This is a genomic window from Bacillus sp. FSL R5-0654, from assembly GCF_038008745.1.
GTDB classification, from domain to species: domain Bacteria; phylum Bacillota; class Bacilli; order Bacillales; family Bacillaceae; genus Bacillus; species Bacillus safensis.
On the sequence record NZ_JBBOZV010000001.1, the window covers coordinates 1,750,430 to 1,772,440 of the forward strand.

The following is a 22,011-nucleotide window of genomic DNA, read 5'->3' on the forward strand; positions in this document are numbered from 1 at the left end:
ATATTACCATAATCAATAAAAGATTGAGATTTATCCATAATTTATCTATAATAGGTAAAATATCACTCATTAAAGGAGAACCAATATGAGAACTTTAGTCCTTTTACGAGGTCTCCCAGGCGTAGGTAAATCAACATGGATCAAAGAACAAGGCTTAGAGCCTTACACTTTATCAGCGGATCAAATCCGGCTGTTAACTCAGCCGCCGCAGCTATCAGTCAATGGGAAACTAGACATTTCAAGCAAGCATGACCACAAAGTTTGGTCTTTATTATTCGATCTACTCACAGCCCGTATGGAGCGCGGAGACTTTACTGTGATTGATGCGACACATATTTCAAGTAAATCGATTTCTCAATACAAGTCTTTAGCGACATCTTATCGTTACAGGGTGTATGTCGTCGATTTCACGCAGGTACCCCTTGAAACAGCTCTTTTGCAAAATCGCTCACGTGAATCTCACAAAGTGGTGCGGGAATCTGTTTTGTATCAAATGAACGAGCGGTTAAAAACAGAAAAGGTCCCGTCATGGGTGACTGTTTTGCAGCCGGAGGATTATCCGCAAGTGATGACTTATCAGCCTCGATCCTTTGATCAATATGAGGCCATTCATGTTTTCGGAGATATTCACGGTTGTTACACCGCACTTACCACCTATTTGCAAGGAGACATCAAAGAAAACGAACTTTATATCTTTGCAGGTGACTTGCTTGATAGAGGAATAGAAAACAAAGAAGTATTAGAATGGATGATCGCCCATAGAGAATGCCGGAATGTCATCGTCATTGAAGGCAATCATGATCAGCATTTATACCGGTTTGCACATGGTGAAAAAGTCAGAAGTAATATGTTTAATCGTCATACTGTGCCTGAAATCGAAGCAGCAAACTTTGATTTGAAGGAAGTACGAAAGTTTGTCAGAACCTTTCATCAGCTTACTTATTTTACGTACCATGATCAGACATTTCTTGTTACACATGGCGGGCTCGCTCATTTGCCAGAAGAACTTCTGCATGTCTCAACACAGCAGCTCATTCACGGCGTAGGAGAATATTCAGATGATATTGATCACTTATTTGTTCAAAATACGGCTGGGCTGAATATCATCCAAATTCACGGGCATCGCAATTTATACAGACTGCCTATTCACGCAGCGGAAAGGTCTTATAACCTAGAAGGTCAGGTTGAATTTGGGGGGCAGCTGCGGGTGTTGAAAATCACAGCTGACGGGATTGAGACTCATGAAATTGACAATCCAGTCTACAGAGCGTCTGAGAAAAAACAATCGGCTGCTGTTCAGCCAGATATTTCACTGGATGATTTTTTAGCTCATTTAGATCAGCATGAATACGTACAGGAATTAAAACTTCCGCACCATATTTCATCTTTTAATTTTACGAAAAAGGCTTTTAGTGAACGGCAATGGGATGATGTGAATGTGAAAGCAAGAGGTTTGTTTGTCAATATGGTTTCTAAGCAGATTGTGTCTAGAAGCTACAATAAATTTTTTAACATTGATGAGCGTCCGGAGACAAGAATGCAGCATTTAGTGAACCATCTGCAATTCCCTGTCACTGTATATGATAAAGCAAATGGATACTTAGGAACTGTTGGGTATAATGAAATGGAAGATGAATTGGTGTTTACATCCAAATCGTATACATCACATGTGAAACAAAATCAGCATGCTTCCTGGGTCGAAGAGCTATTTGATAAGACCTTCAGTGACGTGCAGGCTGATTACATTAAATCATATGTCCGTGACCACCATGTATCTCTTGTGTTTGAAGTCATTTTGCCAGAAAAAGATCCGCATATTATCACATATGAACAAGATCAACTCATTTTACTTGATATTGTGAAGCGGCAGTTAAGCTATGAAAAAGCACCATTCGCTGAAGTGAAAAGATTAAGTGAACAGCTTGGAATATCCTGCAAGCAGGAAGTGGCTGTTTTCCATGATTGGACGTCTTTTTATAAATGGTATCAGGCGGTCTCTCATGATAATACAATTAAAGAAGAGGGGTATGTCATTGAGGATGCTCGCGGCTTTATGACCAAACTCAAGCTCCCTTATTATCAATTCTGGAAGCAGATGCGGGGGATGAAGCAGCGCGTTGTAGAGAAGCGTTCCTCGCAAAAATATATGCAGGCTTTGCAGACAGCGGAGCAAGCAAGATTTTATACATGGCTTCTTGAGCAAGAAGCAGATCATGTGAGGAATAGCTCAATTATTGAACTGCGATCACAATTTGAACAAAGCGGTACTGCCCAATTGAATAATGATGAAATAAATGCATAGTCTAACAAAGAGTCTTTTCTAAGGAAAAGGCTTTTTTTGATGCAATTGAAAGGTGGGACACTTGCATGCCTGACCATATTGAAGTCATTCTTCGGACGATGTTTGCTTTTGCGATTTTATTTGGAGGAGCACGTCTTTTAGGGAAACAAACCATTGCGCAAATGAATATTTTTGATTTTATAGCAGCCATCAGCTTAGGTTCAATTGCAGCGAACCTGGCGTTTAATACAACGCTCCCGTTTCAGCACACAACGATTTCCTTTGTGTCACTTGTCATGATTATTTATGTGATTTCCCTGCTTGCATTAAGAAGCCGGAAGATAAGAGGGTTGATGGCGGGTAAACCAACACTTGTCATACAAAATGGAAAAATTCTTGAGGGGAATATGAAAGGGATGAGATATACCCTTGATTATTTAAATCAGCAGCTGAGAGAAAAAGACATTTTTGATATTAGCGAAGTTGAATTTGCAATGATTGAAACAGATGGGCATATGTCAGTGAAAAAATACCCTTCGTTTGAAAAAGTCACGCGGAAGGACCTTCATTTATTCATGGAGGCAGAGCGTTATATGCCGATTGAAGTCATCATGGACGGGAAACTCATCCAAAAAAACATACAAGAAAATCAATTAACAGAGCAATGGATAGAAGAAGAGCTGAAAAAAAGGCAGCTGTCCTTAAAGGACATTGTTTATGCTGTCCGTTCAAGTAATGGAAGCTTATATATTGATACATATGACGACCATATTCATTCCCCAATCGATCAGGAATGAATGTGTAGTGCTGATGACACCTGCATGACACACATTTGACAATCTTTATAAGTCCTTTGGATGTCATGCGACTAGGTATCATTTCTCAATTATTATTATTTTCAGAAAATGTAGTGACGGAGTAAAATAAGTATGTTTAAGTATAAATAGATGAAATTAAAATATTAATATAATATACCACAAACGGAATGAACGTTCATTCCTACGTTTTAAAAGGAGGGGATGAAATGCCAGCAGTGACTGATAAACAAGAACAGATCATGAAGGCTTCGCTGGAACTATTTATTGAACGAGGCTTTGATGGCACCACAATGCCGATGATTTCAAAAAGAGCAAACGTCGGAGCGGGCACCATTTACCGTTATTTCGACAGCAAGGAGGCACTCGTCAATATTTTGTACCAGCGCAGCCTTTCGGCATTTATCGAAAAAATGAACACAAACAGTCCAGATCCAAAGTTAAGTATTCGGGCGTACTTTAAGCATGTATTTTATTGCTTAGTTTTGTTTACAAAGGAGAATCCAAGCGGGCTGTATTTCTTAGAGATTGATAAACGGTCCCATTACTTAGACGAGACGAGCAAAGAGAAAATGCAGCATTTGTTACATGAGCTATTCCTTATCTTTGAAGAAGGGAAAAAGGATGGGATTCACCCAAACCTCTCAGGCAGAACCATTTTATCTATTGTATTTGGTGCTTTTGTGCAGCTGCATAAACAAATTCTTGCAGAAGAAATAGAGCCAACGATTGAATTTTTGGAGGAAATTGAGCAATGTTTATGGCGTGCCATCAGCGTTGCATCTTAAAAGAAATAAAGGGAGTGGGCATATGAAGCAAACATCAATCATTCCAAAACCAAAAACATACGGACCTTTAAAAAATATTCCCCATATAAAAAAGGGGGAGCTTGCTCAAACCTTTTGGCGGCTGGCAGATGAATTAGGGCCGATCTTTCAGTTTGAATTTTCAAATGCAACAAGTATTTTTGTTTCCAGCCATGAACTTGTCAAAGAAGTATGTGACGAAAGCCGTTTTGATAAATTTATTGGAACTAGTCTGAGTAAAGTAAGAGCATTTGCAGGGGACGGACTATTTACAAGCTGGACAGAAGAACCGAACTGGAGAAAGGCTCATCAAATTTTGATGCCTGCATTCAGCCAGCAGGCCATGAAGGGCTATCATGAGATGATGCTCGATATTGCCACACAGCTTGTGCAAAAATGGCAAAGAACAGGCCGCGATGAAGAAATTGAAGTAGCTGAGGATATGACAAAGCTGACTTTAGATACGATCGGCCTTTGCGGTTTTGATTTTCGCTTTAACAGCTTTTATAAAGAAAATCAGCATCCGTTTATCGACAGCATGCTGAAAGGCTTAAATGAAGCAATGGAGCAGTCGAGTCGATTGCCAATTGCAGATAAACTCATGATCAAAAGAAGAAAAGAATTTGACCAGCATGTCGATTTTATGAAGCAATTAGTAGATGACATTATTCAGGAACGAAGAAAACAAGATAAAGCGGGCGATGATTTACTGTCTCTTATGCTGCATGCAGAGGACCCTGAAACAGGTGAACGTTTATCCGATGAAAATATCCGTTATCAAATCATCACCTTCTTAATTGCAGGCCACGAAACAACAAGCGGACTGCTATCATTTGCGATTTATTTCTTACTGAAGAATCCAGGGAAATTAAAGAAAGCCGTTCAGGAAGCAGATGAGGTACTGCAGGGCGGGCTTCCGGCATTTAAACAGGTGCAAAAGCTAAGCTACACTCGTATGGTGTTAAATGAAGCTCTCCGCCTCTGGCCAACAGCGCCTACGTTCTCTCTTTATGCGAAAGAGGACACAGTAATCGGGGGGAAATATCCGATTCAAAAAAATCAAAGTGTCTCTGTTCTGCTCCCTAAATTACACCGTGATCCAGCGGTATGGGGCGAGGATGCTGAAGAATTTAAACCAGAGCGGTTTACACATCCTGAGAAAATCCCGCAGCATGCCTACAAGCCTTTTGGGAATGGACAGCGTGCATGTATCGGTATGCAGTTCGCCCTGCATGAAGCTACGATCGTTCTCGCGATGGTCCTGCATAATTTAGAGTTAATTGATCACACATCTTATGAGCTTGATTTAAAAGAATCTCTCACAATTAAACCTAACGATTTTAAAATCAAAGTGCGGCCAAGGAACCAGCAATTCTTTATGGCACCACCGAAAGAAGAATCGAAGAAAAGCACCAAATCTCATGAGTCAAAAGTGGCGAGTCACGGTACACCGCTGCTAGTTTTATACGGATCAAATCTTGGTACGGCAAAGCAAATAGCGAACGAATTGGCTGAAGATGGGAAAGCAAAAGGGTTCGATGTGACCACTGCGCCGCTTGATGACTTTACACGCCAATTGCCAAATACAGGTGCTGTCTTCATCGTGTCCGCTTCATACAACGGACATCCGCCTGACAATGCGAAGCAATTTGTGGATTGGCTGGCGCAGGATGAGGAGCAGGATTTATCAAACGTGACATTTGCGGTCTTTGGATGCGGAGATCGAAACTGGGCGAGTACGTACCAGCGGATCCCCCGTCTGATTGATGAAGCTCTTGAAAGAAAAGGAGCCAAACGTGTAGCTGATTTAGGAGAAGGTGATGCAGGCGGTGATATGGATGAGGATAAAGAAATCTTCCAGAAAACTGTCTTTGAACAGCTTGCAAAAGAATTTAAGCTCACCTTCCAAGAAAAGGGGAAGGAAAAACCAAACCTATCAGTTTCTTATACGAATGAGCTAGTGGAGCGTCCTGTAGCTAAAATATATGATGCCTTTTCAGCTGTTGTATTGAAAAATGAAGAATTACAATCAGAAACAAGCACGCGGCAGACAAGACATATTGAACTGAAGTTGCCTGCTGGCAAAGCATACAAAGAAGGGGATCATATCGGGATTGTGCCGAAAAATAGTGATGCACTCGTTGAGCGTGTGACCTGCCGCTTTAAACTAGATCCAGAGCAGCGCATTAAGCTCTCATCTGATAAAGAGGCAAGTCATTTACCATTAGATCAGCCGATTCCAATCAAAGAATTACTTGCCTCGCATGTTGAGCTTCAAGAACCTGCGACACGTACACAGCTAAGAGAGCTTGCAGCACATACGGTATGTCCGCCTCACCGCGTAGAACTTGAACAAATGGCTGGTGAAGCATATCAAGAAGCCATCTTAAAGAAACGAGTAACCATGCTGGATTTATTAGATCAATATGAAGCGTGTGAGCTGCCATTTGTACACTTTTTGGCGCTTTTACCAGGTTTGAAGCCGCGTTATTATTCGATCTCTAGCTCGCCAAAGGTAGATGAAGAAAAAGTCAGTATCACAGTGGCAGTTGTCAAAGGTAAAGCATGGAGCGGCAGCGGAGAATATGCCGGAGTCGCATCAACCTATTTATGTGGTCTGAAAGAAGGGGAAGAAGTAGCCTGCTTCCTGCATGAAGCACAAGACGGATTCCAGCTGCCCCCTTCATCAGACATACCGATGATTATGATTGGACCAGGTACAGGAATCGCTCCATTTAGAGGATTTGTTCAGGCAAGAGAAGTGTGGCAGAAGGAAGGGAAGCAGCTAGGCGAAGCCCACCTATATTTTGGCTGCCGTCACCCTCAGGAAGATGATCTGTATTTTGATGAAATGAAGCTTGCAGCGCAAAAAGGCATTGTCCATATCCATCGTGCTTATTCTCGTTACGATGAGCAAAAAGTATATGTCCAGCATTTGTTGAAAGAAGACGGCGGCATGCTGATCGAATTGCTTGATCAAGGTGCTTATCTGTACGTGTGCGGAGACGGAAAAGTCATGGCTCCAGATGTAGAGGCTACACTGATCGATCTTTATCAAAACGAGAAACAATGCTCGAGAGAAACAGCTGAAAATTGGCTGACAGCCCTCGCAAATGACAATAGATATGTAAAAGATGTGTGGAGCTGACAAAGAGGAAAGACCGCCTATTAGGCGGTTTTTTCTGTTCTCATAGAAAGAGATCGATAGAATGAAGGTTGGGAAGATACAAAACACCTAATTTGGAAATGAAATATTTTGTAAAAAATAAGAATATTCTCTCATTTACTCCAATATGAAACAATCGTATGATTTTTGATATAGGACATAAAGGAGGAATATGATGAAAAAGGTGAAAATGTTACTCCCTTCTCTTCTCGTTTTTGGTGCTTTAAGTGTGCCTAGTTTTGCCCATGCCGCATCGGATTCAGTACTAACGTCTGATTATGACATGGTGACTTCTGATGGTAAAGTGATTTCTTCAAGTGATTTCCACAATGATACGAAAGCCCCCTCATCCTTTGACAAAGTGGATAATCTTTCTTCTACTGTTGGCGAAAAAGTAAAACCACTATCAAAATATTTAAAAGATTTTCAAACGAAAGTCGTCATTGGAGACGATGGTAGAACCAAAGTAGCAAATACAAGAGTGGCACCATACAATTCGATTGCTTATATTACATTTGGCGGCTCAAGCTGTACGGGAACACTCATTGCTCCTAACAAAATTTTGACAAACGGACACTGCGTGTACAATACAGCATCGAGAAGCTATAGTGAGAAAGGGACTGTATATCCTGGTATGAATGATAGTACTGCGGTGAACGGTTCTGCAAAAATGACGGAGTTCTATGTGCCAAGCGGGTATATTAATACTGGTGCAAGCCAATATGATTTTGCCGTGATTAAAACCGATACGAACATTGGCAATACGGTCGGCTACCGATCTATCCGCCAGGTGACAAACTTGACTGGGACAACCATTAAAATCTCAGGATATCCTGGTGATAAAATGAGATCGACTGGCAAGGTGTCACAGTGGGAGATGTCGGGTCCTGTGACGAGAGAAGATACGAATCTAGCGTACTATACGATTGATACATTCAGCGGAAATTCAGGTTCTGCCATGCTGGATCAGAACCAGCAAATCGTTGGAGTTCATAACGCTGGGTATTCAAACGGAACGATAAATGGCGGTCCAAAAGCGACAGCTGCCTTTGTTGAGTTTATAAACTATGCGAAAGCGCAATAAAAAATAGAGCATTCAGCTTGTTTCCTTAACAGGGGACAGGCTTCTTTTATCGTTAAATACAGAAAAGTTTCTTTTTTTGTTCATCACTATTTCATATTTAAAAGCTATGCTGAATGAAATAAATGAAAAAGAAAGAAGAGATATTAGTGAAAAATAAAAAAATAGATATGATCTTGTTGTTGATTTTACTTATTGCAGCATTTCTCTACACCTATCAAATTTGGCAGAATGACAGTGCCAATCAATATTATTTAGCTGCAGTCAAAAGTATGTCCAAAAGCTTCCATCACTTTTTTTATGCCTCATTTGATGCAACTGGCTTCGTATCAATTGATAAACCCCCCGTCGTTTTATGGATTCAAACCATCAGTGCACTTATTTTTGGTTTTCATACATGGAGTGTGATATTGCCGCAGGCACTTGCTGGAGTGGGGTCTGTTCTTCTTCTTTATCTCATGATAAAACCGGCTTTCGGTCAAGGTGCTGCAAGGGTGTCAGCGGCCGTTATGGCTCTCACGCCAATTGCCGCAGCGGTGAGCAGAACGAACAATATAGACAGTATGCTTGTCTTTACATTACTTGCGGGTACGCATTTCTTAATGCTTGCTGTAAAAAGCGGAAAGATGCGCTGGCTTCTTATTGCCTTCGCTTTGGTAGCGGTAGGATTTAATATGAAGATGCTGCAAGCGTTTATGGTCGTTCCAGCATTTATTTTCTACTATTTTATTGCTGCTCGCGTACCGTTAAAAAAGAAAATTTTCTCTCTCCTATGCTCTTTGGTCGTATTAGTCTGCTTATCTCTATCGTGGGCAGTTTCTGTAGATATGACATCTGAAAGTGAGCGCCCTTATGTGGGAAGCAGCCAAACAAATTCAGTGTTAGAACTTGCCTTTGGTTATAACGGCACGGAACGGCTGCTTGGACAGACGACAGGGAAATCCTTTGGTGACATGAACCAGCAAGCAGGTATGGTGATGCCAGACAATTCGGGATTAGGCGATTTGTCAGAGGATCAGTCAAATAGAAATCAGCCGCCTCCATCCCAAAATCAAGTGACGCCACCTCAGCATGGTCCAGGTGGAGGTTCCCCGCCTGGAAGGGCTGTAGGTCAACAAAGCATGAATATGTATGGCACTGGGAATCCCGGCGTATTTCGTTTATTTCAATCTGCATTGTCAGGTCAAATCAGCTGGATGCTGCCGTTTGCTTTGTTTGGGCTTTTAGGGATGATCATCAGCTGGTGGAAGGAGAGAAAAACGCAATTAAATGAATGGAAACAAACGATGTTTTGGGCAGCATGGCTGATTCCTGCTGCCGGATTCTTTAGTATTGCGGGTTTCTTTCACCATTACTATCTCATTATGCTTGCCGCGCCCATTGCAGCACTATGCGGCATAGGAGCTAAGAAGATGGGAGAGTTATTTACGGTAAACAAAGGAGTATCTGCGTATTTGCTTCCAGCAGCAATCGCTGTTACAGCTATCTTCCAAGGGTATATTTTGAGTAACTATACGAGTCAAATCAGTAGTATTTGGATGTATGCCATTGCTATTGCAGGGATGATTATCGCCATCCTATTGCTTATGTACAGAGAAAAACATTTGATTATGAAACGGCTACTCATCACTGCTTTGACAACGCTATTACTGATTCCAGGTTTCTGGTCCGCCACCCCAATAATATATGGAGGAAATGCTGTACTTCCAGAGGCAGGTGTCCAGCTCTCTAGTTCATCAGGAGGGAACATGTTTACATCTAGTGTCGATCAAGGGTTACTCACTTATTTAAAGGCTCATCAAACAGGAGAAACGTATTTATTTGCGACACTTACGACTGTTACCGCAGCGCCATATATCATTGATGAAGATGAGAATGTCATGGCCTTAGGCGGTTTTAATGGGACAGATCCTATTCTGACTGTCAACAAATTAAAAACACTTATTCAACAAGGGAAAGTGAAATACTTTTTATTACCAGACAATCAGTCATCAGCTAACAGCGAATTGGTTAGCTGGATCAAATCACATGGTACAGTGATCTCATCAGAAGAATATAAGGATCAATCCTCATCAGTTGAAGAGGGGAAGCCGTCCGAAATGAAAAGCATGTCTTCACAAAATGAAACATTATATAGAGTAGATGAAATATCCTAAATAGAACAAGGCGAATTGAAGAGATCATTCGCTTTTTCTGATGGATTAGTTGCTAGGCAGATTTCAGCTCATGTTTTCTCATGTCATCACTCAGCCGCTCATACATTAAAAATGACTCACTTCCTTCAAGTCAACTTTATTTCATAAGAAATTTGTGGAGGGCACGAGCTTTGAAGATGAGAAAAGGCTGGATCGCTGCTGTCGCCTTATGTTTTGTGATATGGATGGGCACGTTGTTAGGTGGATTTGGAGAGAAGCAGGCAGCAAAAGGGGCTGATCGATATGATCATGTCGTTCAATTTCCAAAGGAAAGGTACCCTGAAACAGGCAGTCATATTCAAGAAGCCATTCGAAAAGGGCATTCAGATGTGTGTACCATTGACAGGAATGGAGCAGATGCCCGCAGGCAAGAATCATTAAAAGGGATTCCGACAAAACCTGGATTTGACCGGGATGAATGGCCGATGGCGGTTTGTCTTGAGGGAGGAAAAGGCGCAAGCGTTCAATATGTCAGTCCATCTGATAATAGGGGAGCAGGCTCATGGGTCGGGCACCAAATAAGCGGATTTCCTGATGGGAAAAGAATATTATTCATTGTGAAATAAATCTGAGGAAAAGGCACCCCTCGAGCGGGTGCCTTTTTTGTTTATGGCAGAGCGTATCCGAGCTGGCAGGGAAAAAAGATTCAGTGGTACAATCAATCTATAAGGTACAAAGACTGACAAGAAGAAAATGTGAAGGGACATTTGCTTATGGATAAGAACCGTGCATTATACGATTTTTTTATGCAGCATGCAGAGAAGCTGACTGAAACATGGTATGAATCAATTGAGGACGATGATCCAGAATCCATATATCGTTCAACAGATTCCAGCATCATAGCAGAGCTAAAACGGCAGAATCAAGATTATTACCAGCATTTTATACGAGCTATTATTGAAGATAAGACGTATTTACATACTGAATTTAAAAAATGGTCTGAGGATTTAGCCAGTGACCCAAAGCATTTAAATACACCATTAGATTATGTCGTGAGAGAATACATGTCCAATCAAAGAGTGGTTCTGCATTACTTAAAAGAATTTATCAAACAGCGTCAAGATGAAATTGATATTGACCGCATCTTTTATTGGTATGATTTAATTTCTGAAGCGTTTAATATTTCAATCCATGTGTTTATCCAGCAATATGTGAAAAATACAACGAAGAAGCTTGTGGCTCAAAGAGATATGATTTATGAATTGAGTTCACCGGTGATTGTTTTAAAAAGCCAGATTGCGTTGTTGCCTTTAGTAGGTGATATTGACACAGCGAGAGCAAAGATTATTTTAGAAAATACGCTAAAACAGTGCTCGCAAAAAGGGGTTCAGCATTTATGTATTGATCTATCTGGTGTTGTCATTATTGATACAATGGTGGCTCATCAAATCTTTGATCTTGTCACATCACTTCGGTTAATTGGAGTAGAGACGACCATTTCAGGAATTAGACCAGAAATTGCTCAAACAGCAGTACAGCTCGGGCTTCCTTTTAATGAATTTCGCACGGCATCATCACTTGCTCACGCGCTGGACCGCATGACTGAATTTTCTCCAATATAAAAACCAGGCCGATGAGAGGCCTGGTTTTTTATTTAGATGACAGCGTCAATTTGTGTGACTTTCCAATCTTTTTGTACTTTTTCGTACGTAACAGTTCGTTTTACTTTGCGTCCATCAAGTGTTGGGACAGTAAATTCATATGTGCGGACTGTTTGTTTCTTAGAAACGAGTTTAGGTGTGGCTTTTTCCCAATTGAGCATGTTGTCTCCGTCACCGACTGGAACAGCCATTTTGCCTTTATGAACAATGAACTGATAATCTTTTAAACCGTGTTTGATGGCATCTTGAGTGAACACTTGAGATAGGTAGCTGTTTAATTTTTTCTTTGTATCAAATGTTTTAGAAAGATAGTTGTACGTCATATCTTTATAGGTAAATGATTTTAATTTGACATTAGAATGGTCTTTAATTTTGTAGCCTGACATTGCACTCCAAAAATGTTCTCTTGCATCAAGGGCAATATGTAACGCTTCTTTATTTGTCAAAGCGGCTGATTTCTTGGAAGCGGCCAATGTTGTTGTTTGTAATGAGATCATAAGCATAATAGCAGTTAATAAAACAAGTAATTTTTTCAAGGCAATTGCCTCCTTTTCTCAATGAAAACTTCTTATGTTACAAATGTTACAATAATTACGGTGATATTACAAGTATTAAATCTAAATGTTTTTTATTTCTTTTGTTTCTAATTATATAACGTTTGAGGGAGACAAAAAGTTTTCATTTTTTTATTTTTCTTCTTAATGATTATTTAACCGTTCTAAAGAAGAATGAAACGTCTTTTGGAAAAATTTCTATTTAGACGTTTAACACACTTTTTTTATTTATGACATATACTGTCGTGATGAATGTCTAAAGAAAGTGGTGTTTAATATGTATCATCCTTATGAAGGTGTGTGGAATGGGTACTCATATGATAGACAGATGCAAGGATTTCCATCTGTCGGTATTCCTCAAGGTGGAGGGTTTCCTGGGTTTCCGACTGGAGGAGGAGCTACTTGGCCAGGGCAAGGTTCAGGCGGACACTCAGCACCGCCGGCTCCGCCGCAGCATATCATTTCGCAGTATCAGCAAGCACTCTCTCATCCTCAAAGTATGCAGTCGTTTATATCTGGGCAAGGTGTAGGCGGAGGCCATCAAACTGTACAATTTGCAGCAGGATGTAATAGAAGATGGACAATTGTGCTTTTGAGAAACGGCCAAGTATTTTTAATGTTCGTTCTTTCCTCACAGCCTTTTGGCCGAACAACTGGCTTTATATGGCCGAACTTTACATTTGGTTCCTTCCCAAGCTCAAGTATTCTTGCATATTCTTGTGCATAAGAAAAAGCCGGTTCTCATCAGCAGCTGATGAATACCGGCTTTTTTTAATGAATATTTCGAAATACGCCAATCACTTTACCTAGTATACTCACATTCTGTAAAATAATCGGTTCCATTGATGGGTTCTCTGGCTGTAATCTAAAGTGTGTATCTTCTTTATAAAAACGTTTCACTGTCGCTTCATCTTCCTCTGTCATGGCGACCACAATATCTCCATTGTTAGCAGTGCTTTGCTGACGCACAATGACATAGTCCTTGTCCAAAATACCTGCATCAATCATACTTTCTCCCATAATTTCAAGCATAAACACTTGTTCGTCTGGTGCAGCAAATGTCTCTGGAAGAGGGAAGTATTCTTCTACATTCTCAACAGCTGTGATAGGAAGGCCTGCCGTTACTTTTCCGATGACTGGAACGTTCATTACAGCACTCTTCGGAATATTCATTTCCTCTTCATCTAGTACTTCAATCGCTCTAGGTTTTGTCGGGTCTCTTCTAATTAAGCCCTTTGTTTCTAGTCTAGCTAAATGTCCATGGACCGTTGAACTGGATGCTAGACCGACAGCTTCTCCAATTTCACGGACGGATGGGGGATAACCCTTGCTTTTTACTTCATCTTTGATGAATTTCAGGATATCGAGTTGTCTTTTTGATAGCTTCGTCATCTTTTGCACCTCAAAACGTCAATTTTAAAGAAATTATAGCATGTTTTTCCTAACAGTACAAACATAGGTTCGAAAAAACGTTTGACAGAAACGTTTGTTCGTATTTATAATGAGAGACAGAAAGAGCGAACACACATTCTATTAGGAGAGATGACATTATGAGGTTAAAAGAATCTATTATTTTTATTGGGGTATTCTCATTCATCGTTGGCATATTTCTCTCACTTATTGCAGTCACAAGCCATAATGATTCAAATCAGTATGTTAAAATAGAGGTTCAATCAGGTGATACTCTGTGGGGGTTAGCTGATCAAGTAAATGACAGCAAATCAATCGACAAAAATGCATTTATTGACTGGGTAACAGAACACAATGATCTTGCTTCAACTGAAATCCAGCCTGGCGACATTCTTGTCATACCCGTCAAAAAAGAGCATCCAGTCGTATATCAACTTGCAACAGTACAGTAGAAAGGTCGATTTTAGACATGAACGCAATCATTTATGCGAGAGTAAGCACTGTGAAAGAAGAGCAGGAAACCTCGCTGAAAAGACAAGAAGAAGAACTGCTGGCTTTAGCTGCCATGCACAAGATGAATGTGGTCAAAGTCATCAAAGAAAAAGCAAGTGGATATGAGCTAGATCGTGATGGCGTGTTTGAAATGCTTGCTGCACTGAAGGAAGAGTCAATCGATGCCGTTCTGATCCAAGATGAAACACGTCTTGGAAGAGGACAAGCAAAAATTGCACTTCTTCATTGTCTATTTAAAGAGAACGTAAAGGTATACAGTGTGTTTCATAGAGGAGAGCTTGAGCTTTCAGAAGCAGATGAAATGGTCATTGAGATTGTAGGAGTTGTCGAAGAGTACCAACGGAAAATTCATAACCTGAAAATCAAGCGGGGGATGAAAAGGGCTGTTGAGCGCGGATATCAGCCTGAACTGAATCTAAGGCAGCAGGACCATGCACCTGGCCGTGAGCGCATTGAAGTACCGATTTCAGAAATTGTTCGATTAAGAAAAAACAACATGACGTTCGCCGAAATTGCCGCAACTCTTCAGGCATTAGGTTTTGACATTTCAAAAGCAACGGTGCATAGAAGGTATCAGGAATACGAAAAAGACCTTACCACCTAAAGCGTGATTTGTTGTCAAAATGATTGATATTTAGTAGTATGTAGAGAAAATGCTTTAAAGGAGTTTGTCATGATTTCTAAAGAACAGCTTGCAAGAATAAATGAGCTTTCAAAAAAGTCGAAAGAGACCGGCTTATCAGACGCTGAAAAAACAGAACAAAAGCAGTTGAGAGAAGAGTATTTGAAAGCTTTTCGTTCTTCTATGAAAAATACACTTAAAACTGTTAAAATCGTTGACCCTGAAGGAAACGATGTTACACCAGAAAAATTAAAAAGAGAAAAAGATCAGAACCTTCATTAAGGCTGTGATTTCTTGAATTTTGAAAAGATGGGAAGAATTTTCTCGTCTTTTTTCATATTTGCATAACTTTTTAGGTGATCGATAAACTAAATGTGACAAAATCCTTCTTTTTCAGCGTGAAATAGTTGTGAAAAAAGGACAGTAGATTTATGATAATGGTGTACACAAGATACGGAAGGGGATTTATATGGAAACGATTGAATTGAAATCTATTGCAACAATACGTACTCTCTCCATAGACGCAATTGAAAAAGCGAATTCCGGTCACCCAGGAATGCCGATGGGTGCTGCACCAATGGCGTACGCTTTATGGACGAATCACTTAAACGTAAGTCCGCAAAATCCAAATTGGTTTAACAGAGACCGCTTTGTTTTATCTGCGGGCCATGGTTCTATGCTTCTATACAGCATGCTTCATTTAAGCGGATACAATCTGAGCATTGACGATTTAAAACAATTCCGCCAATGGGGAAGCAAAACACCTGGACATCCTGAATTTGGACACACAGAAGGCGTAGACGCGACAACGGGTCCACTAGGCCAGGGAATTGCTATGGCAGTAGGAATGGCACTTGCAGAAAGACATCTTGCGGAAACGTATAACAAAGACAACTTTCATGTTGTAGACCACTATACATACAGCATTTGCGGAGATGGAGACTTAATGGAGGGAATTTCCTCTGAAGCAGCTTCACTTGCTGGTCATTTAGGCTTAGGCCGCTTAATCGTTCTTTACGATTCAAATGACATTTCTTTAGATGGCGACTTAGATCGTTCCTTCTCTGAAAATGTGAAGAATCGTTTTGAAGCGATGAACTGGGAAGTTCTGTACGTGAAAGACGGCAACAACATCGAAGAAGTAACAGCTGCTATTGAAAAGGCGAAGCAAAGCACAGACAGACCTACATTAATCGAAGTGAAAACAACGATCGGTTTCGGATCGCCAAACCGTGCGGGAACGTCTGGTGTGCATGGTGCACCGCTTGGCAGCGAGGAAGCAAAGCTGACGAAGGAAGCTTACTCTTGGACGTTTGAAGAAGATTTCCATGTACCTTCTGAAGTGTACGATCATTTTAAAGAAGCTGTCAAAGAAGCTGGACAGAAAAAAGAAGCAGCGTGGAATGAACTGTTTGCGCAATACGAAAAAGAATATCCAGAGCTGGCAGCACAGCTGAAGCTTGCGATTGAAGGAAAGCTTCCTGAAAATTGGGATCAAGAGGTTCCTGTTTATGAAGCAGGTTCAAGCCTTGCCTCCCGCGCATCTTCAGGCGAAGTGTTAAATGGCATTGCGAAGCAAGTACCTTTCTTTATTGGTGGGTCTGCTGACCTTGCTGGATCAAATAAAACAACGATTAAAAACACGGATGATTTCGGTAAAAATAATTATGCCGGCAAAAACATTTGGTTCGGTGTCAGAGAGTTTGCAATGGGTGCAGCGCTCAATGGTATGGCACTTCACGGCGGTCTTCGTGTATTCGGCGGAACGTTCTTTGTTTTCTCAGATTACTTAAGACCAGCAATTCGTCTTGCTGCCTTAATGGGACTTCCAGTCACTTACGTCTTTACTCATGATAGTATCGCTGTTGGTGAAGATGGTCCGACGCACGAACCGGTTGAACAGCTTGCTTCACTGCGTGCGATGCCTAACCTTTCCGTTATCCGCCCAGCAGATGGAAATGAAACAGCTGCAGCGTGGAAACTAGCTGTATCTTCAACGGATAAACCGACAGCACTAGTTCTTACTCGTCAAAACCTTCCAACGATTGACCAGGCACCAGAGAAGGCATATGAGGGAGTAGAGAAAGGTGGATACGTTGTGGTTGAAGCAGCTGATGCACAGCCAGAAGCACTTCTACTCGCTTCAGGATCTGAGGTTGGTTTAGCCATTGAAGCACAAAAGGCACTTGAAAAAGAAGGTATCCGCGCATCTGTTGTCAGCCTTCCTGCATGGGATCGCTTCGATCAGCAGTCAGACGAATACAAAGAATCCGTTCTTCCTAAAGCAGTACGTGCACGTATTGCAATTGAAATGGGTGCTTCACTTGGCTGGGAGCGTTACACTGGCCTTGATGGTGACGTGATTGCAATTGATAAATTTGGTGCTTCTGCTCCAGGTGAAACCATTATCGAGAAATACGGATTTACTGTCAGCAATGTAGTCAGCCGTGTGAAAGCGAAGCTGAATAAATAAACGAACTCCAAGCATCATGCTTTTTTGCTATCTGTTTGCAGAGCATTTTCATCCGCTCTGCAAACTTTTTTCTTTTTTCTTGTTTTTTTGACAAAACTAGTTTCTTCTTGCTTCATATATAGACAATTCTTTCTTTCACATTTTTGTATAATACAAGCAATAAACGAGATTGACGAAATGTGAAAGGAAGGGATAGACATGGAACGTCATTATTATATTTATTGGATTGAGGATGAATTTGCGCATCACTATTTTGGCAGAGAATCGATTTTGTTTCATTTGTTTGAGTCGTTACATTGGACGAACCGCACTGACGATGAGTTGGTTATGCTTGTGAAGCAAGTGGATTATGTGACGAAACGAATCCCTGCTTTTCATATGCACCAGCGTCTAATGAATAACTTAACGAACATTCACTATACACAAATAGGCTCGATTTACAGCGCTTCCTTACCAGATGGAAAAGGAACTGCAGCATTTATTATTAAAGACCGGTATATTCAAATGTCTGCCACAGGCAGTTATGAGGCAGAAGCGGTGTTTTTTGAAGTGCTGAGAAAAATCAGCCCTTGTTTTCTTGCGATGGACTTTAGTTCAAAGAAACACGGATGGCTCAATCCAGTAAAAGTGAGGAATTTTGTTTAAAAAAATAAAATTGAACGTGAAATGTTGTATAATAGCCTTTTGTTTAGTACACTTTATACGAGACAACATGAAGGAGGAAGAATTATGGATTTATGGGTTGTCATCCTTGTAGGCGTTGTTGCACTGCTTGCAGGAGTTGCACTCGGATTCTTTATTGCTCGTAAGTATATGATGAGCTATTTGAAAAAGAATCCACCGATTAATGAACAAATGCTTCGAATGATGATGATGCAAATGGGCATGAAACCGTCCCAGAAGAAAATCAATCAAATGATGAAAGCCATGAACAACCAAGCGAAATAATACGTACGATATTATGATCATAGATGGAACATGGTTTTAAAGAATGGACAAGCGTTGTCCTTTCTTTATTCAATTCACCTTCATCAGACGCTTAAAACCACTGTACTTGCATGAATGAAGCAGGGAAGGTGGTTTTTATTATGGCGTCAAGAGCATGTGAAAAACAAAAAACCCCTATGTCAGAGGTTTTTGTTTCGTTTATGGTCACACATATCAACTGTTCTAAAAATGGTGCGGCATGTTTGATATCATGAAGTATGATTAGTTGGCTGAGTTTGAGTGTAAGTGTCGTTGATATTGTAAGAGGAGATGATCTAGCTGCTGGCTATGTTCGATGGTCACTGTTGATGTCATCCCATTATGCAAGACAACTTTCATCAGCTCTTCTCTTTTTTCTTCGATTTGAGTTAATAATGATGTTTTTACCAAAGTCATGTTCCTTTCATGCAAATCTTGATAAAAAGAATCGATTCTATTATATCCATTTTAAGGTTTATTTTCAAATTTAAAGGATTCATTATCTTGATGTCAAATTAAATTATATAAGGTTTTAAGAGAATAGACCATCTTTATTGAGGTGATGTAAAAAAAATGAAATGATTTTGTCATCTCTTATTGTATATTGTAAGAAGGGGGTGTTCTTTTGACAGATTTGAATTACTTTTTAGCATTTGGAGCAGGATTTCTTTCTTTTATTTCACCGTGCTGTCTGCCGCTTTATCCAGCATTTTTATCGTATATTACGGGCGTTAGTATAGATGAAGTGAAATCCGAGAAGGTGATGCTGAGAAGAAGAAGTCTGCTTCATACTTTATTCTTTTTAGTTGGGTTCTCTATTATATTTATTGCGATTGGCTTTGGGACATCGTTTGTCGGGAAGTTTTTTAATGATTATCATCAAGCGATTCGTCAAATTGGAGCCATCCTCATTATTTTCTTTGGTTTTATGACTCTTGGTGTATTCAAGCCCTCTTTCCTTATGGGCGAAAAGAGAATCCAGTTCAAAAACCGTCCTGCTGGTTTTTTTGGATCCATTCTCATCGGAATGGGCTTTGCCGCTGGATGGACACCTTGTACAGGACCTATTTTATCCGCTGTCATCACACTGGCGAGTAACAATCCTGAGTCGGCGGTCATGTATATGATTGCGTATATATTGGGCTTTGCCGTCCCGTTTTTTATTCTCTCCTTTTTCATTACGAAAATGGCGTGGATCAGAAAACGTCAGCAGCTCATCATGCGAATTGGCGGAATCATTATGATTGTGGTAGGGATTTTGCTGTTCTTTGATCTACTGACATGGATTATCATCATGTTCTCATCATTGTTTGGCGGCTTTACAGGCTTTTGAAATCGTTTTCTACAGTCGCGGCGAATGGTTTTTTTTCGTCAATTGGAGTATATTATACATAGGCTGACCTTAAAGAATAAAGGAATGATTTGATATGATGATCTTGATCTCTTCTATAATTGCGGTATGTATGGCGGTGGCCGTCATGTTTATTCGCATTAAGTCATCTGCAAAACCTGCAACTGCGAAAAAAATTATTTTACCTCCTATTTTCATGAGCACTGGCGCATTGATGTTTTTTGTTCCTATGTTTCGGGTAACTGGAGCTGAATTTCTAGAAGCGATCACAGTAGGGATGTTTTTCTCCATATTTTTAATCAAAACATCGAAGTTTGAAATTAGAGGCAATGACATCTACTTAAAACGGTCAAAAGCATTTGTGTTCATTCTCATTGGACTTCTTATCCTTCGTATCGGGATGAAAACCATCCTAAGTTCTTCTATTGATTATGGTTCATTAAGCGGGATGTTTTGGATTCTTGCCTTTGGCATGATCGTGCCTTGGCGGGTTGCCATGTATTTATCGTTTAGAAAGCTGTCTAAACAATTAGATCCGCAGCAGATTCAAATGAATTAAACCTCCTTTTTTAAAGGAGGTTATTTTAATAACGATTCATATGGCGAGTGATCAATGTTTTTTTCTTGAAGGCGCTTCAGTAAAAACTTATGATCCCGCTTTGGTGTGGCCATAATGTAGCCGCGAATGATTAAGTCTAAATTAATGCTGGCAGCCTGTTCTTTTAATGCCAGCTCGCCAATTTTACCCGCAATTTTCTCTTTGGCAACATCTCTAAACAGCTCTGGCACAGGTAATACGAGTTCATTTAACAGCTGTTTGTCCTCATCCCGCCATAGGTGAAGGCTCTTTTGAATATATTCATCCTGCCAATCAAGCTCTGATTTCCCATCTTCCTTTGGCAATCGTTTTAAAAATTTACGAAACATAAAAAAGCCACCGATTGCGAGTAATCCGATCATCACTGTACCCCAAAATAAAATGAACCACAAAAACCAGCCGCTTAACATGTTCTCACTCCTTATACCCCTTATCTCTCTATTTTATATTACATGAAGAGAGGATAGAAGAAAATAACAAAAATGTATGTCTATTTTCTCTATAAACGCCCTTTTTCATTGATAGCCTCCCATTTACTAGAATGACCCAAACCAATTAGTAGAAAAAGAATACTTTATCATATAGCGACTCTACTATTTGGCCATGGTGGTTCGCAAAAGGTATTGACTTGAAACGAACGGGAAGAGAGCCCACCTATATAAAGGTGGGCTCTTAATGTTTGAAGTGCGGGATTTGAAAGGAAAATGTACCGTTTGGATGGTCGGAACATTTTTTAATTTTTATCGATATGATTCGGTTTTCATAATCTGTTTCAATGTCTTTGTCGTTTAAATAAAAAGGGAGCATCACGCTTTTTTCAATTGGCTGTTCGCCTTCACCATTTGGATGCTGTACTGTGTAAGTCAACGTCAGCTCATGTCCAGCGAAGGTCAGCTTTACATCAGTGATCGATAAGGTGGAGACATCGATTTCGATAATATAATCACGGCTTGTTTCATAAAGATCAATTGGGAGGTGTTCATCATACCAGGCAAATGGATCATCCATTAAAACATTGAGCCAATCATCTATTTCAATAAAATCAGAGGAATTCGATTGCTTTTCATTCTCCATAAACACTCCTCCATCACATCTCATAATAAATCATATGATGAAAATGGAAATGTGTGAAAGACCTAAAACATCCCGTGTGGTCACGGGATGAGAGGGGAATAATTACATATCATGATGAGAATTGTGCTTTTGTCTTGTATGGTTGCGGTTTTTCACTTTTTTACTGCCTGATAACGGCTCAGGCTGACCGCCTTGATGCTCCTTAGGAGAGTTTTGACGGATGTCTTTCCCTGTGTTTTTATTCGTCATGATGTTTGGCTCCTTCTTATTGATTCTTTTTACGTTTTTTATTGTTTTGCCTTTGTTCTTCTGTTAAAACGAGCTGATCATCTTCCGTATAGCCTGCGCCATTACCCTGGCTTTTGGCTGCGTTCATGCCATTCATGACATGATTCGCTTTGCGTTTTGTCATGTTCTATCACCTCATTTGTAGTATGAGCCCGCCCCGCTTCGTTTATGAAGAGTAATCATTTCCTAATGATAAGTTAAACTTATTGAATTTAAT

At 40.3% G+C, this 22,011-nt stretch carries 24 protein-coding genes; 17 read left to right on the top strand and 7 right to left on the bottom strand.

All coding sequences use genetic code 11. The annotated features are described in order from the left end of the window. The first annotated feature begins 85 nt into the window (after nucleotides 1-85). The 8 genes from NSS76_RS08720 (at nucleotide 86) to NSS76_RS08755 (ending at nucleotide 11,906) form a co-directional block, all read left to right on the top strand. Complete coding sequence (locus tag NSS76_RS08720) at nucleotides 86-2,302, top strand: RNA ligase (protein WP_341081778.1); 2,217 nt, start codon at nucleotides 86-88, stop codon at nucleotides 2,300-2,302. Between the two features lie 65 nt (nucleotides 2,303-2,367). Further along, the gene (locus NSS76_RS08725) at nucleotides 2,368-3,078 is read left to right on the top strand and encodes a DUF421 domain-containing protein (protein WP_149126621.1); all 711 of its coding nucleotides are present in this window, start codon (nucleotides 2,368-2,370) and stop codon (nucleotides 3,076-3,078) included. A gap of 227 nt (nucleotides 3,079-3,305) precedes the next feature. Further along, nucleotides 3,306-3,884, top strand: a complete 579-nt coding sequence (locus NSS76_RS08730) for a TetR/AcrR family transcriptional regulator (RefSeq protein WP_041109214.1) — start codon at nucleotides 3,306-3,308, stop codon at nucleotides 3,882-3,884. A 22-nt stretch (nucleotides 3,885-3,906) separates the two neighbouring features. Beyond that, nucleotides 3,907-7,050 (top strand): bifunctional cytochrome P450/NADPH--P450 reductase, encoded by a 3,144-nt coding sequence (locus NSS76_RS08735; RefSeq protein ID WP_341081783.1) that lies wholly within the window; start codon nucleotides 3,907-3,909, stop codon nucleotides 7,048-7,050. A gap of 193 nt (nucleotides 7,051-7,243) precedes the next feature. Then, nucleotides 7,244-8,152, top strand: coding sequence for a trypsin-like serine peptidase (locus NSS76_RS08740; RefSeq protein WP_341081786.1), 909 nt, complete (start codon nucleotides 7,244-7,246; stop codon nucleotides 8,150-8,152). A 146-nt stretch (nucleotides 8,153-8,298) separates the two neighbouring features. Beyond that, nucleotides 8,299-10,305 carry a glycosyltransferase family 39 protein gene (locus NSS76_RS08745; RefSeq protein WP_341081788.1) on the top strand — a complete coding sequence of 669 codons (2,007 nt, stop codon included), beginning with the start codon at nucleotides 8,299-8,301 and terminating at the stop codon, nucleotides 10,303-10,305. A 224-nt stretch (nucleotides 10,306-10,529) separates the two neighbouring features. Further along, a complete protein-coding gene (locus tag NSS76_RS08750) occupies nucleotides 10,530-10,910 on the top strand; it encodes a NucA/NucB deoxyribonuclease domain-containing protein (protein WP_044335941.1) in 381 nt (126 codons plus the stop codon). 147 nt (nucleotides 10,911-11,057) lie between these two features. Beyond that, nucleotides 11,058-11,906, top strand: coding sequence for an STAS domain-containing protein (locus tag NSS76_RS08755; protein ID WP_171464260.1), 849 nt, complete (start codon nucleotides 11,058-11,060; stop codon nucleotides 11,904-11,906). Between the two features lie 32 nt (nucleotides 11,907-11,938). On the opposite strand, the gene NSS76_RS08760 is transcribed toward NSS76_RS08755, so the two are convergent. Next, a complete protein-coding gene (locus tag NSS76_RS08760) occupies nucleotides 11,939-12,481 on the bottom strand; it encodes an IseA DL-endopeptidase inhibitor family protein (RefSeq protein ID WP_341081793.1) in 543 nt (180 codons plus the stop codon). A 295-nt stretch (nucleotides 12,482-12,776) separates the two neighbouring features. Here NSS76_RS08760 and NSS76_RS08765 point away from each other — a divergent pair, with 295 nt between their 5' ends. After that, entirely contained in the window at nucleotides 12,777-13,226 is a 450-nt protein-coding gene (locus NSS76_RS08765; RefSeq protein ID WP_171464262.1) for a hypothetical protein, read from the top strand. Between the two features lie 44 nt (nucleotides 13,227-13,270). Here NSS76_RS08765 and lexA read toward each other — a convergent pair whose 3' ends face one another. After that, nucleotides 13,271-13,891, bottom strand: coding sequence for a transcriptional repressor LexA (gene lexA, locus NSS76_RS08770; RefSeq protein WP_024425129.1), 621 nt, complete (start codon nucleotides 13,889-13,891; stop codon nucleotides 13,271-13,273). A gap of 158 nt (nucleotides 13,892-14,049) precedes the next feature. Here lexA and yneA point away from each other — a divergent pair, with 158 nt between their 5' ends. From yneA to NSS76_RS08800, 6 genes are all read left to right on the top strand, one after another. Next, nucleotides 14,050-14,361, top strand: coding sequence for a cell division suppressor protein YneA (gene yneA / locus NSS76_RS08775; RefSeq protein WP_024425130.1), 312 nt, complete (start codon nucleotides 14,050-14,052; stop codon nucleotides 14,359-14,361). A gap of 17 nt (nucleotides 14,362-14,378) precedes the next feature. Further along, a complete protein-coding gene (locus NSS76_RS08780; protein ID WP_044335370.1) occupies nucleotides 14,379-15,026 on the top strand; it encodes a YneB family resolvase-like protein in 648 nt (215 codons plus the stop codon). Nucleotides 15,027-15,095: 69 nt separating this feature from the next. Continuing rightward, nucleotides 15,096-15,326 carry a DUF896 domain-containing protein gene (locus NSS76_RS08785; RefSeq protein WP_024425132.1) on the top strand — a complete coding sequence of 77 codons (231 nt, stop codon included), beginning with the start codon at nucleotides 15,096-15,098 and terminating at the stop codon, nucleotides 15,324-15,326. A 187-nt stretch (nucleotides 15,327-15,513) separates the two neighbouring features. After that, the gene (tkt, locus tag NSS76_RS08790; protein WP_073205726.1) at nucleotides 15,514-17,517 is read left to right on the top strand and encodes a transketolase; all 2,004 of its coding nucleotides are present in this window, start codon (nucleotides 15,514-15,516) and stop codon (nucleotides 17,515-17,517) included. Between the two features lie 198 nt (nucleotides 17,518-17,715). Beyond that, a complete protein-coding gene (sirA, locus tag NSS76_RS08795) occupies nucleotides 17,716-18,162 on the top strand; it encodes a sporulation inhibitor of replication protein SirA (RefSeq protein ID WP_024425134.1) in 447 nt (148 codons plus the stop codon). Nucleotides 18,163-18,246: 84 nt separating this feature from the next. Further along, the gene (locus NSS76_RS08800; RefSeq protein WP_003212379.1) at nucleotides 18,247-18,465 is read left to right on the top strand and encodes a YneF family protein; all 219 of its coding nucleotides are present in this window, start codon (nucleotides 18,247-18,249) and stop codon (nucleotides 18,463-18,465) included. A 261-nt stretch (nucleotides 18,466-18,726) separates the two neighbouring features. Here the strand turns inward: NSS76_RS08800 and NSS76_RS08805 are convergent, their stop codons facing one another. After that, nucleotides 18,727-18,900, bottom strand: a complete 174-nt coding sequence (locus NSS76_RS08805) for an aspartyl-phosphate phosphatase Spo0E family protein (protein WP_369810454.1) — start codon at nucleotides 18,898-18,900, stop codon at nucleotides 18,727-18,729. Between the two features lie 208 nt (nucleotides 18,901-19,108). On the opposite strand from NSS76_RS08805, the gene NSS76_RS08810 reads away from it, so the two are divergent. Beyond that, nucleotides 19,109-19,816: a cytochrome c biogenesis CcdA family protein gene (locus tag NSS76_RS08810; RefSeq protein WP_024425135.1), complete on the top strand. Its 708-nt coding sequence runs from the start codon at nucleotides 19,109-19,111 to the stop codon at nucleotides 19,814-19,816. A gap of 94 nt (nucleotides 19,817-19,910) precedes the next feature. After that, nucleotides 19,911-20,393, top strand: a complete 483-nt coding sequence (locus NSS76_RS08815; protein WP_073205729.1) for a CcdC family protein — start codon at nucleotides 19,911-19,913, stop codon at nucleotides 20,391-20,393. 20 nt (nucleotides 20,394-20,413) lie between these two features. On the opposite strand, the gene NSS76_RS08820 is transcribed toward NSS76_RS08815, so the two are convergent. The 4 genes from NSS76_RS08820 to sspO form a co-directional block, all read right to left on the bottom strand. Beyond that, nucleotides 20,414-20,842: a DUF2621 domain-containing protein gene (locus NSS76_RS08820; RefSeq protein ID WP_024427086.1), complete on the bottom strand. Its 429-nt coding sequence runs from the start codon at nucleotides 20,840-20,842 to the stop codon at nucleotides 20,414-20,416. Nucleotides 20,843-21,104: 262 nt separating this feature from the next. Then, a complete protein-coding gene (locus tag NSS76_RS08825; protein WP_024427087.1) occupies nucleotides 21,105-21,506 on the bottom strand; it encodes an Hsp20/alpha crystallin family protein in 402 nt (133 codons plus the stop codon). A gap of 102 nt (nucleotides 21,507-21,608) precedes the next feature. Beyond that, complete coding sequence (locus NSS76_RS08830; protein ID WP_003211331.1) at nucleotides 21,609-21,755, bottom strand: small acid-soluble spore protein P; 147 nt, start codon at nucleotides 21,753-21,755, stop codon at nucleotides 21,609-21,611. A 16-nt stretch (nucleotides 21,756-21,771) separates the two neighbouring features. Further along, complete coding sequence (sspO, locus tag NSS76_RS08835; RefSeq protein ID WP_024425139.1) at nucleotides 21,772-21,918, bottom strand: small acid-soluble spore protein O; 147 nt, start codon at nucleotides 21,916-21,918, stop codon at nucleotides 21,772-21,774. Nucleotides 21,919-22,011: the final 93 nt, after the last annotated feature.

What these genes read in the sequence shown, in the direction of transcription:
- sspO (WP_024425139.1), bottom strand. Translation starts at nt 21,918, where the DNA reads ATGACAAAACGCAAAGCGAATCATGTCATGAATGGCATGAACGCAGCC.
- NSS76_RS08805 (WP_369810454.1), bottom strand. Translation starts at nt 18,900, where the DNA reads ATGACTTTGGTAAAAACATCATTATTAACTCAAATCGAAGAAAAAAGA.
- NSS76_RS08825 (WP_024427087.1), bottom strand. Translation starts at nt 21,506, where the DNA reads ATGGAGAATGAAAAGCAATCGAATTCCTCTGATTTTATTGAAATAGAT.
- NSS76_RS08780 (WP_044335370.1), top strand. Translation starts at nt 14,379, where the DNA reads ATGAACGCAATCATTTATGCGAGAGTAAGCACTGTGAAAGAAGAGCAG.
- NSS76_RS08785 (WP_024425132.1), top strand. Translation starts at nt 15,096, where the DNA reads ATGATTTCTAAAGAACAGCTTGCAAGAATAAATGAGCTTTCAAAAAAG.
- yneA (WP_024425130.1), top strand. Translation starts at nt 14,050, where the DNA reads ATGAGGTTAAAAGAATCTATTATTTTTATTGGGGTATTCTCATTCATC.
- tkt (WP_073205726.1), top strand. Translation starts at nt 15,514, where the DNA reads ATGGAAACGATTGAATTGAAATCTATTGCAACAATACGTACTCTCTCC.
- NSS76_RS08765 (WP_171464262.1), top strand. Translation starts at nt 12,777, where the DNA reads ATGTATCATCCTTATGAAGGTGTGTGGAATGGGTACTCATATGATAGA.
- NSS76_RS08720 (WP_341081778.1), top strand. Translation starts at nt 86, where the DNA reads ATGAGAACTTTAGTCCTTTTACGAGGTCTCCCAGGCGTAGGTAAATCA.
- lexA (WP_024425129.1), bottom strand. Translation starts at nt 13,891, where the DNA reads ATGACGAAGCTATCAAAAAGACAACTCGATATCCTGAAATTCATCAAA.
- NSS76_RS08730 (WP_041109214.1), top strand. Translation starts at nt 3,306, where the DNA reads ATGCCAGCAGTGACTGATAAACAAGAACAGATCATGAAGGCTTCGCTG.
- NSS76_RS08740 (WP_341081786.1), top strand. Translation starts at nt 7,244, where the DNA reads ATGAAAAAGGTGAAAATGTTACTCCCTTCTCTTCTCGTTTTTGGTGCT.
- NSS76_RS08830 (WP_003211331.1), bottom strand. Translation starts at nt 21,755, where the DNA reads ATGACGAATAAAAACACAGGGAAAGACATCCGTCAAAACTCTCCTAAG.
- NSS76_RS08755 (WP_171464260.1), top strand. Translation starts at nt 11,058, where the DNA reads ATGGATAAGAACCGTGCATTATACGATTTTTTTATGCAGCATGCAGAG.
- NSS76_RS08735 (WP_341081783.1), top strand. Translation starts at nt 3,907, where the DNA reads ATGAAGCAAACATCAATCATTCCAAAACCAAAAACATACGGACCTTTA.
- NSS76_RS08750 (WP_044335941.1), top strand. Translation starts at nt 10,530, where the DNA reads ATGGGCACGTTGTTAGGTGGATTTGGAGAGAAGCAGGCAGCAAAAGGG.
- NSS76_RS08800 (WP_003212379.1), top strand. Translation starts at nt 18,247, where the DNA reads ATGGATTTATGGGTTGTCATCCTTGTAGGCGTTGTTGCACTGCTTGCA.
- NSS76_RS08725 (WP_149126621.1), top strand. Translation starts at nt 2,368, where the DNA reads ATGCCTGACCATATTGAAGTCATTCTTCGGACGATGTTTGCTTTTGCG.
- NSS76_RS08820 (WP_024427086.1), bottom strand. Translation starts at nt 20,842, where the DNA reads ATGTTAAGCGGCTGGTTTTTGTGGTTCATTTTATTTTGGGGTACAGTG.
- sirA (WP_024425134.1), top strand. Translation starts at nt 17,716, where the DNA reads ATGGAACGTCATTATTATATTTATTGGATTGAGGATGAATTTGCGCAT.
- NSS76_RS08815 (WP_073205729.1), top strand. Translation starts at nt 19,911, where the DNA reads ATGATGATCTTGATCTCTTCTATAATTGCGGTATGTATGGCGGTGGCC.